General features: G+C 36.4%; 13 protein-coding genes. 7 read left to right on the forward strand and 6 right to left on the reverse strand.

Features of this window, described 5'->3' with window-relative positions; all coding sequences use genetic code 11:
* The first annotated feature begins 39 nt into the window (after positions 1-39).
* From C7B62_RS06470 to C7B62_RS06485, 4 genes are all read left to right on the forward strand, one after another.
* On the forward strand, positions 40-1,971 hold the full coding sequence (locus tag C7B62_RS06470; RefSeq protein WP_106233794.1) for an ABC-F family ATP-binding cassette domain-containing protein: 1,932 nt from the start codon (positions 40-42) through the stop codon (positions 1,969-1,971).
* 106 nt (positions 1,972-2,077) lie between these two features.
* Positions 2,078-2,608, forward strand: a complete 531-nt coding sequence (gene cysC / locus C7B62_RS06475) for an adenylyl-sulfate kinase (protein WP_106233795.1) — start codon at positions 2,078-2,080, stop codon at positions 2,606-2,608.
* 109 nt (positions 2,609-2,717) lie between these two features.
* A complete protein-coding gene (locus tag C7B62_RS06480) occupies positions 2,718-3,197 on the forward strand; it encodes a hypothetical protein (protein ID WP_106233796.1) in 480 nt (159 codons plus the stop codon).
* Positions 3,198-3,725: 528 nt separating this feature from the next.
* The gene (locus C7B62_RS06485) at positions 3,726-4,064 is read left to right on the forward strand and encodes an STAS domain-containing protein (RefSeq protein WP_106233797.1); all 339 of its coding nucleotides are present in this window, start codon (positions 3,726-3,728) and stop codon (positions 4,062-4,064) included.
* A 136-nt stretch (positions 4,065-4,200) separates the two neighbouring features.
* On the opposite strand, the gene sodX is transcribed toward C7B62_RS06485, so the two are convergent.
* Positions 4,201-4,554 carry a nickel-type superoxide dismutase maturation protease gene (gene sodX, locus C7B62_RS06490; RefSeq protein ID WP_106233798.1) on the reverse strand — a complete coding sequence of 118 codons (354 nt, stop codon included), beginning with the start codon at positions 4,552-4,554 and terminating at the stop codon, positions 4,201-4,203.
* Positions 4,555-4,745: 191 nt separating this feature from the next.
* On the opposite strand from sodX, the gene C7B62_RS06495 reads away from it, so the two are divergent.
* Both C7B62_RS06495 and C7B62_RS06500 read left to right on the forward strand, forming a co-directional pair.
* Entirely contained in the window at positions 4,746-6,395 is a 1,650-nt protein-coding gene (locus C7B62_RS06495) for an ABC transporter substrate-binding protein (RefSeq protein WP_106233799.1), read from the forward strand.
* A 61-nt stretch (positions 6,396-6,456) separates the two neighbouring features.
* Positions 6,457-7,431, forward strand: coding sequence for a glycosyltransferase family 2 protein (locus tag C7B62_RS06500; protein WP_106233836.1), 975 nt, complete (start codon positions 6,457-6,459; stop codon positions 7,429-7,431).
* Positions 7,432-7,490: 59 nt separating this feature from the next.
* On the opposite strand, the gene C7B62_RS06505 is transcribed toward C7B62_RS06500, so the two are convergent.
* Positions 7,491-8,000, reverse strand: a complete 510-nt coding sequence (locus C7B62_RS06505; protein ID WP_106233800.1) for a PD40 domain-containing protein — start codon at positions 7,998-8,000, stop codon at positions 7,491-7,493.
* 406 nt (positions 8,001-8,406) lie between these two features.
* Between C7B62_RS06505 and C7B62_RS06510 the strand changes: the two genes are divergently transcribed.
* On the forward strand, positions 8,407-8,886 hold the full coding sequence (locus tag C7B62_RS06510) for a DUF29 family protein (protein ID WP_106233801.1): 480 nt from the start codon (positions 8,407-8,409) through the stop codon (positions 8,884-8,886).
* 273 nt (positions 8,887-9,159) lie between these two features.
* On the opposite strand, the gene C7B62_RS06515 is transcribed toward C7B62_RS06510, so the two are convergent.
* The 4 genes from C7B62_RS06515 to C7B62_RS06530 form a co-directional block, all read right to left on the reverse strand.
* Positions 9,160-10,029, reverse strand: coding sequence for a WcbI family polysaccharide biosynthesis putative acetyltransferase (locus C7B62_RS06515; RefSeq protein WP_146132055.1), 870 nt, complete (start codon positions 10,027-10,029; stop codon positions 9,160-9,162).
* 139 nt (positions 10,030-10,168) lie between these two features.
* Positions 10,169-10,984, reverse strand: a complete 816-nt coding sequence (locus C7B62_RS06520; protein ID WP_158260637.1) for a sulfotransferase domain-containing protein — start codon at positions 10,982-10,984, stop codon at positions 10,169-10,171.
* Positions 10,985-11,046: 62 nt separating this feature from the next.
* Entirely contained in the window at positions 11,047-11,706 is a 660-nt protein-coding gene (locus tag C7B62_RS06525) for a bifunctional 2-polyprenyl-6-hydroxyphenol methylase/3-demethylubiquinol 3-O-methyltransferase UbiG (RefSeq protein ID WP_106233804.1), read from the reverse strand.
* 80 nt (positions 11,707-11,786) lie between these two features.
* Positions 11,787-15,782: a glycosyltransferase gene (locus C7B62_RS06530; protein WP_106233805.1), complete on the reverse strand. Its 3,996-nt coding sequence runs from the start codon at positions 15,780-15,782 to the stop codon at positions 11,787-11,789.
* Positions 15,783-15,809 lie beyond the last annotated feature (27 nt).

The following is a 15,809-nucleotide window of genomic DNA, read 5'->3' on the forward strand; positions in this document are numbered from 1 at the left end:
ATGAATTTGAACACAGCTATTCCTTAAAAAGCATTATAAATGAGCATTTTAACTCTACAGAATATTAAAAAAGATTTTGGCATCAAAGAAATATTACGAGATGCCAGCTTTAGCATCGAACCCAACGATAAAGTAGGCTTGATTGGGGTTAATGGCTCTGGTAAGTCTACTCTGTTAAAGATGATCGCTGGAATTGAGCCGACGGATGGTGGACAGCGCTTGCTGAAATCTGGAGCAAGAGTTATTTATTTACCTCAACAGCCAGAAATAGATGAAAATCTCACGGTAATCGATCAGGTATTTGCTGATAGTGGAGAGCAGATGCAGTTGGTGCGGGAGTATGAAAATTTATCCCATCAGATTGGTCGAGCAAAAGGAAGCGATTTAGAGGCTCTGATGGCTCGTTTAGCCACAGTAACTGAAAAGATGGCGACTCTTGGTGCTTGGGATTTGGAAACTAAAGCCAAAATTGTCTTGAGTAAATTAGGTATTGAAGATTTTGATGCCAAGGTTAAAGATCTTTCTGGAGGATATCGAAAACGTATTGCCCTGGCGGCTGCTTTGCTGAACGAACCCGATCTTTTAATGATGGACGAGCCAACTAACCATCTTGATGCTGAGTCGGTGGAGTGGCTACAGGAATACTTAGCTCGGTTTCAGGGAGCAATTTTATTGATCACCCACGATCGCTATTTTTTGGATAAAGTCACTAACCGTATTTTAGAAATTGACCGCGCCGATCTTTATGCCTACTCTGGTAATTATTCTTACTATCTAGAAAAAAAAGCTCTTCAAGAAGAGTCTGTCGCCAGTAGCCAACGTAAATTTCAGGGAGTTTTAAGGCGAGAGCTAGAATGGCTCAAGAAAGGGCCTAAAGCCCGTAGCACTAAGCAAAAAGCCCGTATCGATCGCATTGGCGATATGCAGGAGCGAGAGTTCAAACAAGCACAGGAAAAAGTTGATCTTGACACTCCAGGCAGACGCATCGGCAAAAAAGTCATTGAACTGGAGAATATTGCTAAATCCTACGACGGACATACCCTGTTTCAAGATTTTAGCTATGAATTTACTCCCCGCGATCGCCTGGGTATAATTGGTGCTAATGGTGCAGGTAAGTCTACTCTGATGAACATTATTACAGGGCGAATCGAACCAGACCAAGGCAAGGTTGATATTGGTAAGACCATTCATATCGGTTACTTTGACCAGCATTCTGAAAATATTTTGGCTGCTTTAGATGAAAATCAACGAGTAATTGAATATATCAAAGAAGTTGCCGAAGTTGTAACCACTGCCGATGGGACTAAGATCACTGCTTCTCAGATGCTGGAGAAGTTTCTTTTTCCCCCCGATCAACAATATGCACCGATACATAAACTATCTGGGGGTGAAAAGCGTCGGCTATTTTTGCTCCAGGTATTGATGGATGCCCCCAATGTGCTGATCTTGGATGAACCTACTAACGACTTAGACGTTCAGACTTTAGCAATCCTTGAAGACTATTTAGAAAACTTTAACGGCTGCGTGATTGTGGTTTCTCACGATCGCTATTTCCTAGATCGCACGGTTGATTTTATTTTGGCGATCGAGCCAGACACTCAGGTAAAGCTATATCCTGGTAACTATTCGGTCTATTTAGAACATAAAAAGAAAACAGACAAATTAATCAAACAAGAACAAGCCATTGCCAAACCCCAAGAATCCAAGTCCAAAAATATCAGCAGCAGTAAATCTAGCGCTCAAGACAAGGCAAGCAAACCCCTATCTAATTTTGAACAACGAGAATATCAAAAGCTCGAAGCTCAAATTGCTCAACTAGAAATTGACAAACAAAAGCTCGAAAGCTCTCTGGCAAGCAACTGTAGCGATTTCAACCTCGTACAGGAATTGTCAGCCCAACTAGCGTCATTAAACGAAGAGATTGAGCGCTATACCGAACGCTGGATGGTATTGGCGGAAAGAGAAATGTAAATCTCTGCCAATCTATTCAATCGAGAAAAGCTGATTCACATCAGACGTACCCCCATCAAGTAGAATACTGTGAGACATAAAAAGTTATTAAGGAATACAAACTATTATGAAGCAGCAGGGTGTAGTCGTTTGGTTTACGGGATTTAGTGGGGCAGGAAAAAGTACGATCGCCCAAGCACTTACGGACAAGTTGCAGTCTCAAGGATATCAACTAGAGGTTTTAGACGGTGACGAAATAAGAGAAAATCTGACCAAAGACTTGGGCTTTTCTAAAGAAGATCGAGATACCAACATCCGTCGTATTGGCTTTGTTGCCAAATTACTAGCTCGTAATGGAGTAATTGTTTTAGTCCCCGTAATCAGTCCTTATCGCGCCATTAGAGAGGAGATAAGATCTAGTATCAATAACTTTGTAGAGGTTTTTGTAAACGCGCCCATCTCAGTCTGTGAAGAGCGGGATGTCAAAGGCTTATATAAGCAAGTCAGAGCAGGCAAAATTAAGCAGTTTACGGGTATTGACGATCCCTATGAGCCACCAACCAACCCTGAGGTTGAATGCCGCACCGATCTTGAAGAGGTATCACAAAGTGTCGCTAAAATTATCACTAAAATGGAAACCCTTGGCTACATAACCTAAACCAAGCTAGTTAGCCATTTAGTTTAAATTAGTTTAAATAACATGTTGTGTGGGTGATACCTATATTGAGTCATAGGAGTCTGGCAAATTTTGTAAGTTCGTGAGAGCGATGGATAATATTATCTTCAATTCGATTAAGCTACCCTTAAAAATGGGTCAAATAGTCTGTTTAGAGCATCAAGGCAGTAATCTTTATGGAGAGGTGATTCAGTTAATTCCTGATCGTCAACTATGCTGGTTTAGACCACTTTGCCTAGTCATCTGTGCTGATGTCCAAAGTAGCTTGAATTCTGAATTGAAAGAGCGATCGCTTGAATTCGGATTTGCGCAGCAGGAGAATTCATCCAGGTTGCTGCCAGCTTCGTTTGACTCCAGAAACGCTGAAGAAACTAAATTGATCGACTTGCAGTGTGGTTCAGATCTATTGTGGCCGGCTCATTTATTTCGACCTGCTCTAGACACGGAAATAATTTATTTATTACCACAATTAAAAGATATTAGTCATCATTCTAAAGAGACAATCCCCTCGCAAAAGTATCTAAATAAGTTTATTCATTTATTTTGGCAGGCTCATCAAGATAAGTTTTAAATATAGCTGAACCTGTTTTTAATAATATTTAGCTTCTCTTGGCTGGAAAGAATTCACTTTTTTCTAACTTTTTACTTTTTTAATCTACTTTTATTGATATTCCAAACAAATAAATAGTTATATTATGAAATTAGTAAACTCCAATACCAAATATTTATTTCAACTTAATCATAATAAACCTAGGTTAATATTGATAGCAGATTTTTGCAGATCAGTTTAAGCTTAAAGACTATTGATTGCGTAAATCTAAGCAAGCTGTCATCAGCTTTAAATTGATTACCAATACAGAATGTTTCTCATATTTAGGGTGAATGGAGTTTTCAATACATAACATGAGTCTAGGGAATGTAAAGCATTATACCTAGAGCAAAAATCGACAAAATTTAAGGTAAAAGTTTAGAGATACTTTATTTACTTATCAAGATTATGTAAATCAGACAAGAAATAGTAGATCTCCGTAAATATACAGACTAATCTTAAATCATAAAACCAGTTTTTGAGCAATATCATAAAACGAGAAACAATAAAATGAGCAGCACACAAATACGTACAAAATTTACGACTTTTAGACCAGAAGGTTTCTTGAGCGCAGCAAATGCAGCCGAGTTTCTCGAACGTTTGACAGTAGAAGTAAAATCTTCAGTAGACTCTGCTTTACTAGTTAACATGGAAGCTGTAGAATTTATGGACAGTGCAGGATTAATGGCACTGATCAAAGCATTTCGTTTGGCAGAAAGTCTCGGACACAGGTTTGGGATTTGCTCTCTAGCTCCGTCGGTACGAATTATGTTTGAGCTTACTCAGTTGGACAAAGCTTTTGAGATTTTTGATGACCCAAATGCTTTTCAGGTAGCAGTCAACAGATAATCAACAAGCATAAGATAAGTTAACTTCTAAGGAACAAAAGAATTTATTGGGGCTGGGCAAAAGTTAAAGGGTTGGTCGATCTGTTTTTTAAGCTTCATTGAAACTACTGATTTTTCGTTACTCTGTGTAACGTCAGTTAGCTAAATTGACTTGTGACTTTTCCTAAAATATTAGAAAATTTTATAGTTCCCCAGTGACGGCTATCGGTGCTAGCTCTGGCATTATCTCCTGTCACAAAATAACCATCATGATTGTTAATTGCGGTGATCCTCTTGACTATAGTTAGATCGCTCTGTAGGGGGTGCATGATAACTATAATGTCGCCAATTTGAGGTAAGCATTTTCTGTAAGCATCAGGATCGAGTAGAATTTCATCTCCTGGCTGTAGTAGTGGTAGCATAGACTCTCCAACAACCTTCAAACGTTTTCTTCTGCGTAGCAGCAAAAACAGGAGTTCTTTATAAGTTGTTTTCGGCAATGTTTTCGCCATATATTAGAAAAACTACGAGAATATAAGTCAGTAATCCTAATTATAAATACTGTCAACACCACTTTAAATCCACGCAAAAGCCCTCAAGGACATTGTACCCTTGTGGTATGGTATAAACGATCGCTTTTTTAGAGACGATTTGATTAATTACCCAGTATCATGCGGAATAGACTTTTAAATCTTACTGGGTAATGAGTATTAATCGATTTTCTGCCCTTGGGCAACAACTGAGAAAAGTCAGTAAATATCTAATTTTATTTTCTTTTTGTTTTATTTTAGCGTTAGGCTGCAACAGTCAAAACCAGTCGGATACAAATCCAATTGATAGTAATCGTATTTCTGTCGGGACAACCTTGAAGCCACGCACTCTCGATCCCGCCGATAACTACGAGCTGGCTGGGTTAAATATTATCTATAATGTGGCAGAAAGTCTTTATACCTACGAAGTTGGCACTACAAATATAAAACCACTTTTGGCAACGGAAATGCCAACCATCGACGAAGCTGGTTTGACTTATATTATTCCTCTGAGAACAGGGGTGACTTTTCATGATGGTGCAGCGTTCAACGCTAAGGCAATGGAGTTTTCTCTACAACGTTTTATCGACAATGGCGGAAAACCTTCGTTCTTGTTAGGCGATGTGATTAAGTCAGTTGAGGCAACAGGGGAATATGAGCTGAAGATTACCCTGAAGCAACCCTTTGCTGCTTTTCCTGCCTTACTAGCTTTTCCAGGTGCTTGTGCGGTATCGCCTCAGGCATACAAAATAGGTGCAGGAGCATTTAATCCCAATAAGTTGGTGGGTACAGGAAGATATAAGCTAAATCAGTTTAAAAGCGATTCTATCAGTCTCGATCGCAATCCTAATTATTGGGGTCAAGCAACCGCTAATCAAGGGATTAATTTGCAAGTTTATGGTGGAAATTCAGCTAACTTGTTTAATAGCTTTGAGACAAAAGCGGTGGACGTGGCTTATCAATCTCTCGATCCCCAGCAAATAGAAAGCCTGCTAGAAAATAAAGAAAAGCATCGGGTAATTGAAAGTTCGGGAACAGTAGTTAATTACCTAGTCTTGAACTTACAGCAAGAACCCCTTAATCAGCCAGAAGTGCGTCAGGCGATCGCAGCCAGCATCAATCGTGGTTTAATCAATGACAGAGTTTTAAAAGGACAGGCTGAACCGATTTATAGTCTTGTATCCACAGCATTTCCTAGTTATGAGCCAACATTTAAACAGCTATATGGCGAAGCTAATACGGCGCAAGCTCAAGAATTACTCACCAAAGCAGGTTATTCAGCGCAAAATCCAGCGATCGTCGAAATTTGGTATCCTAGTGGGTCAATTACTAGGGGGATTGTCGCAGAAACAATTAAAGCCTATGGTTCAAGCGAACTAGCAGGGATGATCCAGTTTGTCCCCAAGAGTGTAGAGTCGGCTTCCTTTTTTAGCAATCTCAGTCAAGGAATATATCCTGCTGCTTTAGTTGATTGGTATCCAGACTTTCTCGATCCTGATAATTATCTTCAGCCTTTTCTTAGCTGTAGCGAAGGTTCAGTCAAGACTGGTTGTAAATCGGGGGCAGCCCAAAGTCGTGGTTCATTCTACTACAGCGATCGCGCTAATAAATTAATTGAGCAATCTCGACAGGAACAAGATGTCGCTAAACGCCAAGCAATCTTAATTGAATTGCAGGAAGTAATGAGTCAGGATGTGCCTTATATTCCCCTATGGCAGACTAAAGATTATGCCTTTGCTCAAAATGATCTTAATGGTGTAGTGATTAATCCTAGTCAAACCTTTCCGTTCTGGACAATCAAGCGAAGTAGCAATGAGCAATGAACAATTTAGGCTAATCTCCGCTCAAATTAAAGATACAGTTTCTGTTGGTAAGCAGAAAACTATGAAACTGATTATTCAAATTCCTTGCTATAACGAGGAAGCAACGTTAGGTTTAACCCTATCGGAACTTCCTCGGCAATTACCTGGCATTGATGAGGTGGAATGGCTAATTATTAATGATGGTAGTCGCGATCGCACTGTAGAAGTAGCACAAGCTTGTGGTGTAGACCATATTGTTAATTTGCAGTCTAATCAAGGTCTAGCAAAAGGATTTATGGCGGGAATCGAAGCCTGTCTGGAGGCGGGGGCGGATATTATTGTCAATACCGATGCTGATAATCAATATTGTGCCGCAGATATCCCCAAGCTAATTGCGCCGATTTTAGCAGGGAATGCCCAGATCGTGATTGGCGCAAGACCAATTCAATCAATCAAACATTTTTCCCCGCTCAAAAAATTGCTGCAAAATTTCGGCAGTTTTGTCGTGCGTCTGGCTAGTCAAACCGAGATTCCTGATGCACCTAGCGGTTTTCGTGCCATAAGTAGAGAGGCTGCTTTAAGGTTAAACGTATTCAATGAATATACCTATACTCTAGAAACTATTATCCAGGCTGGTCAAAAGGGTTTAATTATCACCTCTGTTCCTATCCGTACCAACGGTTTTTTGCGTCCTTCGCGGTTGGTCAAGAATATCTTCGCTTATGTTCAGCATTCCATTTTGACCATTGTGCGGATCTTTATGACTTATCGTCCGCTTAAGTTCTTTATGATGCTGGGTAGTGTTCCCTTTAGTTTAGGATTTTTACTTTGCTGTCGTTGGTTATTATTATTTTGGGGAATTATTGGCAACGATCCTGCCAAACCGCGTGTACCCAGTTTGATCCTGGCAGCTATGCTAATTCTCATTGGTGTTCAGCTGTGGATATTTGGTTTGATTGCCGACTTAATGGGCGTAAATCGTCAGCTACTGGAAGATATTCAGTTGCGTTTACGTCGTCAAGAATATAAACCTAAATCACAGGAAAAAAGCGATTAGGTTTTCCTAAGGGATTCCCAAAAGTGAGGCGGGGAGTTTAGAGTTGGGAGTTGGGAGTTTTAATTACGATCAACTTTACGCTTGACAATGACAATTTTCCATTGTCCCAACTGGCTCGCTTGAAAAGCAACTTGACTACCATTACCACTAATAGTAGGATTCTGGGCAGAGCCTTTGACATTAACCGTTAACAATTCAGTTTTTTGCTGTTGGCGATCGTAAACAAAAATATCACTTTTACCCCTTTCTGTGGATACATAGGCAATATAACGACCATCTGAGCTAAGAGCAGGTTGATCTTGTACAGAATCTCGACGATTGAGATTGGGCAAAGAGATTAAACGTTTTGCCTGAAGATCGTAGAGAAAAATATCTCTTTGACCACGCCTATCTGAAGCAAAAGCTAAATAACGACCATCTTGGCTATAGGACGGATATTCTTCGGGAGAGTTACTGTTGATCCCTCCAGGAATAATCTCTGGCTGCGTTAATAAACTACCACTACAACTACTGCAAACGCTAACCAGAGTAACCGCTAACAGTAATCGTCTGACGACTCGCTCAAGCATACGCTATTGAGATCCAACTTGACTATGTTTTAATTTGATTGTGACGCGAAGGACGCGAAGCTAATCCTTTAGGGCTAATACCTTTAGGGCTGATATTTATAATTATGAGCTTTTTTTAAGTCAAAATAGTTAGCGATCGCAGAACAAACAATCTAATGACACAGTAACATGATCGCGATTTTTGAATTTTGAAGCTGCCGTGCGCATAACACCGTAAACTATTATTGAGTTCAGGTGAGGTTAAAAGGTTCTCATATAACAATTGTTACCCAACCTAGGTCGACGTGATCCCTCTGCCGACCTATCTAAATAAAAAGCGCGATCGCTTCAGAGTCTCTGAGTCTAGGATAAGATCTGAATGATGAAATGCTCATGCATTAACAATGAATAATGGTTAAAATTTGATATGGAAGAAATATTAGAACTTAAACAAAGTTTGTTATCAGGTAATATTGACAGGGCTTTATGTATTGCAGAAGAGCTTGAAGAAGTGGGTAGAAAATCTATTATTGAAAATTTAGAGTCTTTTTTAGTAGTTCTTTTAATTCACTTAATCAAAAATCAGGTTGAGCAAAGATTAACTAGCTCTTGGAAAAAGTCAATTTTAAATAGTTTGGTAGCAATTCAGAAAAAAAATAAGCTAGGTAAAAAGGCTAATTATATCTATCAAGATGAATGGTTGGAATATATTGAATTTAATTATCCTAGTGCTTTGTTGAATAGTAGTTATGAAATTCTTGGAGGAATTGATTATCAAGAATTAAAAATGCTAGTTGATCAAGAAAAGCTATTTAATATAACCACAAGCTTAGTTAATTTGACTTATGTCAAAAATCAAGATGAATTAATTTTAGTTGTAAGCAAAGAGTTGGAAAAATTAATCTAATTTATGAAACAGAAAATAAATATTGGGCGACCACCGTGTTGAAATTATCAATCGAGAAAGTGTGATCGCTTCAAAAAAATTAGATTTCTTTATCTGTATTCTCTGTCAATCTTCAAGATAGCGCTCATACTTAACCTTAATCATCTTTGTTTAGGTAGTCAATAATGGGAGCATATCAGTTTGGCTAGAACATTGTAACTGCGTAAGAGATTTTGGCGGTCATAATTACCAGTTGTATTATTACTTAGTAATCTCCCACAATAGTAAATTTGATTAAACAAAACTTTTTTCAATAATTTCTCTAGGTATCTCTCTATAGTATTCTAAGTATTTTTCAATTATTTTAGTTGGATTATAATCCTGATTTTCAATTTTGTATTCTAAAGAGTTAGAAAACTTTAATTGTAAATTTTGATAATGAGACTCATAAATAGGATAAACTGTATGAGCAAGAGGATCTTTTAAAAAAGTAACTTCGTCTTTAATCGTCAGAAAATCTAAAATTGCTTTACCCAAGTAGATAAATAAAGGTTTACTGGGATGATTTACTGTATGAAACAATCGCTCTTTTTGATAATTATCTCTAATAAATTTGCTTACTTTAATATCTATTTGTTTTTCAGAGCCGAAAATACTAGACTCTCTTCTTTCAAGTTCCTTCAGCGATTCTTCAACTGCCTGCAAAGAGAATTCTTCTGAATAAAATTTATCATTAAGTATAAAATCTTGAGGTTGAGGATTAGCTTCTGACAAAAAATATTTCATCATGTTTTTATCATGATAATCAAATTCATCTTTATTAACGCCATCTCTAATTAACTTTGTATGTTTTATTTCAGGAGTATAGCCATTAAAATAGCAAGAAGGAAATGAAATTGAAATTGCATCAGATTTTAGTTTAGACAGCAAAAAATTAGTTGAATATCGCTCATTGTTGTTATACTTTTCAGAAACTGGCTGAAAGATAAATAAATCTAAGTGGGGTAATACTTGATCAATATAATAATCTATCTCTTCAGTTCTAATCATGTGTACTGCTTTAATATCTACATATTCAAACGTACTTTTAAATATTTTAGAGGAATTTAAAACTCTTGGTAATATCCTCGCCTGACAGTTACCATAAACTGTGTATTTTTTCATTTTTTAAGTTCATTAGTATTAGTTTTTTTTGCACAAAAAATAAATTAATTTAGCTAATTTAACTCAAATATATTATTTTGTAACTAACATATAATCTATGGGTAAAAAATTGATTGCTAATCATAATATTTTAGTTTTGCTATACATATAAAAGATATTCAAGACCAGCATTATGTAACTTTTTTTTAAATTCTACAGAATCTATAATTTTATTAGCAATATTGGCTCTTTGATCTTGTTTTTTATAAGACGTATCAAATTTTATCTTGTTAACTACATTTTGCAATTCGAGATTAATGCCAACTGTTCTAAGAAAATTAATTAGATAAATAAATTTGTCTTTATCAGATTTTTGCCAATGTAATCCCTCATAGCTAATAACTGAAAAGTTTTGTCCTATATTTATAAGCTCATTCTCAAATAATTGATACCATTCATTGACCCAATTAAACCATTTTAAGAATTCATCAAAATTTATTTTCACTTGTATTTTAGATGTATCTACATGTCCCCATTTTTTTGACTCAAGAGCTATCTCTCTAGATATATAAACATCTAGTAAGTTTCTTTTTATTAAAATCTTTTTAATGCTATTGTCACTTATAATTATTTTTTTTATTAAATCTGTTTCTAATTGTCCTGGAAAAATTTTGAAACTAAAATAATTTTTAATGCTACTTTTTTTAAGTATAGTAAATAATTTATCAGGATGATCATGTATCCATTTGATCAAACTTATATCTTTATAATTTAAAAAACTTCTGGAATATTCGTCATTAATGAGACTAATTATTTTTTTGTTATCTCTGGCATAAAAATTATGTCTATGAAAAATTTCATAGTGAGATATAATCTTATAATGATTATGCAGTAATTCGCAAATATAATTTGTTCCAGTTCTAGGTAGAGATATCCAAGCAATAGACGTAGCTGGTTGATAGCTATTATTAATCAACTTAATTTCCTCCAAATTCAAATAAATGTTAGACAGTATTTATTGTTAAAAAGATTTGTACATTAGTTAAGAGTATTAAAAATCATAATTATGCATTCTCCTCTAACTCTCCAACAGAAATTCGTATAAATGTGATATTCAAGGGGGTTTAACTTAGTAACAAAATCACTATCTATTGTTTGAAGATGCCCTTGTCTTAGATCTTGTTCATTATATGGACAGGCAATGATAGCGTATTTTTTTGTTAATTTCCTAAGTTTTTCAACAAATGGAACTGGATCGGAGAGATGTTCAATCACATGGCTACATATAATCAGATCCCAAGTTTGATCTTCAGGAATTTTAAAAATATCTTGTTTGACAAAATTAAATGATGGATAGCACAATTTCATATAATCGTGAAAATTATCAGTAATATCTAACCCCATTACATTCATTTTTAAATGATTGTAGCTTCGTTTGTTATGTAGTTCTGCCAATAATCCAGTACCAGCTCCACTATGAATGCCAACATCCAAAACGTTGAGAACTGTACCTTGGGGAACGTTATAAAAAAGACGATAAATATGAGGGATAATATCAATAATAAACAAGCGTGATTGCTGTACACTTTTTCTATCAATTGCGAAAACCTGATCTGATAAATTACCCAAGCTTTTTTGCTTAATCTTATTAAATTCATGATGAAAATTATGGATATCACTATTATTAATATTAATCATTATTTGTAATTTTTAGCAGATGTTTTTGTTGAAGACATTATAATATACGATAAATAATATAGCAACTTAATTTTTATTTTTTAAATATCTGCAAATAGGTTATTGGCAACATTTTCCCATGATAAATGTTCAATAGTTTTATAAGATCTCTTTCTTAATTGTTTTTTTTCTTTGGTCTTTAAAGCTGCAATTTTAAACATTACTTGAGTAAGAGATGCTGTATCTCTTAATTCATATAAGAAACCGTTAGAACCACTTTCGAGTATCTCTTTAGTCATGCCTACGCGAGGAGCAATTACTGGACAACCAAAAGACATGGCATTTAATAAGGACCCAGAAGTTAGTATTTTCTGATATGGTAATACTGTGGCATCTGCTGCATTAAAAAATAATTGTAGTTCATTATCTAAAATATATCTTTCAATTAAAGTAATTCTTGATTTAGTTTCTGGCTCAATATCTAACTCCTCAAGATTTATCTGATCCATGGGTTTTCCTGCAACAAGTAAGTGAGTATGCGAAAATTTTTTCTGAACTTGATTAAAAGCAATGATCAGATCTTCAACACCTTTATATTTACGTATTTGTCCTAGAAACAGAAATACTGTTTGTTCCGAGGTGAAATTGAAATGCTTTCTGGCTTCTTCTCTCGTTATGGTATTAGGATAAACTCCAACATAATTTCCATGAGGAATTACTACTACTTTTTCTGAAGGAACATTGAGATGCTTTTTAATTTCTGGCAATGATGATGCAGAATGAATATAAATTTTGCTAGCAGCAATACAAATAATATTTCTTAGCTCAATTTCCTGTTTTAAATAAAGACAATCATGAGGTAAAACATTGTGAATAGTCCAAATTAAACTACCTCCTGCGGCTAAAAATTCAAACAATTTTTTGATAAAGATATTTTTTAGTCTTTCTGCATCTTCGAGGTTGTTTGCCTCTCTGAGAATATAATTAGTCCAGTGCAGGTGAAAAACTACCTTACCAATACCATCTCGTATTGCCTGTAAAGCATTACCGATGTCTCCAGAATATAAAGCATAATTATCAGGAAGGTGTGAATACAATAGATTTTGATAAATATTGCTCTTGCGATAATCAGGGAAGAAAAAAACATTGGTGATAGGATGTTTACGTCGATAAGAAACTTTCCGTGGTTGGCTAGCATCAGGAGCATATACCTCCCACTCATCAGCTAAGTGCATCCTCTCTAAAGCATAAGTTAGAACTACATGCGTATTGCTACTTTGTTTGTTTTCATTGACAAAGGAGGTGTTGTTTCCGTGCCATCTTCTGAGATAAAGCATCTTTTCGACATGATAGAAAGCACAAACTTCGCTAAGTTTGAGAAACATATCGTAATCGACGGCATTAAGCAATTCTTCATTAAATCCGTCTGTCCGCAGCCAATCTCGCCTTCTAAACATCCTAAAATGATGAGCGATAGAAGTAATCATCATTTTTTCGCGGGAGAATGTGGGGTAGCTATATTCATCCTGAAGATAATTACCTTGGGCATCAATTCTTTCACAAGAACTATAGACGCAACCATATCCAGTATTATCTAAATAATCTACCATGGTGGCGATCGCATCGGGCTTGAGCAGATCGTCAGAATCTAATTGACCAATATACATCCCGCGACACATCCTTACCGCCGTATTGGAAGCTTTACCAATACCGCCATTGACTTGAGTTACCCATCTAACCTTGGGGTTATCTTGAAAGTTGTCGGTCAAAACTTGCAAGGTATTATCAGTTGAACCATCATCACAAATGCACACTTCAACATCTGTATAGGTTTGATTGAGTACGCTTTCAACTGCCTCTTTGATGTATTTACCATTATTGTAAGAAGGTATATAGATCGATACTTTTGGTATTTCGTAAATTACACCAGGCTCATAATTGCGATACCATTCCACGGGACATTTCTGTTCAAATAGCTTTTTTTGCTCTTGATGACTTGCTTTCTTATTATGCTGTTCCCTTCCTTCAGTTAAGTTTAGGTGTAGCCCCAAAGCATCAGCTACAGGAATAAAATAATATCCTGCATTGTAAATACGATAGCCTAATTCCTGATCTCGATAGCCCCAATGAGTAATGCTTTCATCGAAACAGCCCACCTGGTCAATTAATTTCTTAGAGAAGGCAATGTTCGAGCTAACAAAGGCTCTGAAAGGATAGCGGTCTTTTTTTAGCTGATCGGATTGTGCAAATAGTTTTTGTTGACTATGAAGTGTTTTGAGGTCGTCCTGTCGCGCAAGTTGTTCACTGCTAATAGCATCACTAATATTTGCTACTGCTACTGGATGATTTTTCAGTAGCTCTTGTTCTAGAGAATCCGCATCCACAAACAAGCGATCGCCTATCGTAACGATACGATCACTGACATGGAAATATTTCATGTAGCTTTCGACCAAGGAAGATAAGGGCAACAAATCGCCATCTAAAATAATTAAATAATCATGCTGCGCCTTTTTGATTCCCGCATTTTGGAGTTGTTGAACTGCCATTGGTTTGGACTCAAAAACTATTTTAAGACCAGAATGTTTGCTGTCTAAAGCTTCAGCTTCTTGAGCTAGATCAGTACTCACTATGACTACTTCAATTAAATGTTGGGGATAAGTCTGATGAGCGATCGCGTCTAATATTTGAGGTAACGCTATTGAGGAATGGTAACAAGCAATAATTATCGATACAGACAAAAAGTAAGGTTGTTTGCTGGCAACAAAGTTTTGGACACTTTGTTTAATTAAAGAATAATCGTTGTGTTCTCCAGGAAAAGGAGGTAGAACTAAGTCCGCAGGAAATCTTTCAAGCTGCGCCTGTTGATATTTTTTGACTATAGGTTTTAAATATCCAGTAGCATTACAAGCTGAGGCAACTACTGAAAACTTAAGCGGATTATTTTTTAGCTCTAGAGGATGTAAGCAAGTTGCTAATTTCTGGTTTTTATCTAGATCAATTTTTTTTTCTGACTGCTGACTTGCTTCTGTTTCAGAAGAGAAATTTTTTAACTTTAGTGTGATGTTGAGCAGCTTTTTCCACTGGCTAGAATTAGTTAAAAGATTAACATCAAAGCTTTTGCCTCGTTCTAGAGAAAACCGCTTAAAATTACTCAACCAATGAGATATATTCTCCACCCGCAGATAAGGACTAAAATCTAGAGACTGATGCAAAAATCTTGCCATGTCATTCAAATTACCTGCATTATATTGATACCAGGCAATCCAAACCAAAGTATGGTAACGAATTTGCTGTTCTTGCTTGCCAATTGATTCTGGTAAATCGTTACGGGCAAAGAACTTATCTAATACTGCTTGAACGTATTTTGCTTGTTTTAAACTATCTTTAGTCGTGTTGCCATCATGTTGTCGATAACATACCGTTTCTTCCTTAAGCCATTCCGTTTTACAGCCAGCCAGAGATAAACGTAAAATTAAGTCTACATCATGAGATTGTCTGAGTTCAGTGTCGAAACCGCCAACTTTCTCTAGCCATGGGCGACGAAACATCATGGCGCTGGTACGAACACATTTTTTCTTCAACCAGGTTTCTAAATCTAGCTGGGGTGCTTTATGCCAAGGCTGTACTGTCTTGATATGTTTACCTTCCCCATCAACTATTTTCCAGCCAGTATTAATTCCGCCCAAATCTGGATTTTTTTGAAAACAAGCTACTTGCTTTTCTAACTTTGCTGGCATTGACCAAAAATCATCAGAGTCGAGAAAGGCAACCAGATCCCCCTGAGCCAATTTAATCCCTAGGTTGCGTGCTGCTGCCGATCCCTGATTGTTCTGAAAGATATAAAGAATTTTATCTCCATATAGCTCTAATTTTTGACGAGTCTCGTCAGTTGAGCCATCATCCACCACAATAATTTCATAATTGCCGTAGGTTTGATTTAATACGCTATCGATCGCCTTCTGGATATATTTAGCGCTATTGTAAACAGGGATAATTACACTAACTAGTGGAGTATCTATTTGAGCTATTTTGACTGAGTTAGTGACGGGAGTTGACTCAATTATTTGGGTAGAGGAATTGTGGGTGATAGTATTCACTGTTGTGATCGTTGTGCTGGCTAGGTG

The organism is Pleurocapsa sp. CCALA 161 (genome assembly GCF_003003995.1).
Lineage (GTDB): Bacteria > Cyanobacteriota > Cyanobacteriia > Cyanobacteriales > Xenococcaceae > Waterburya.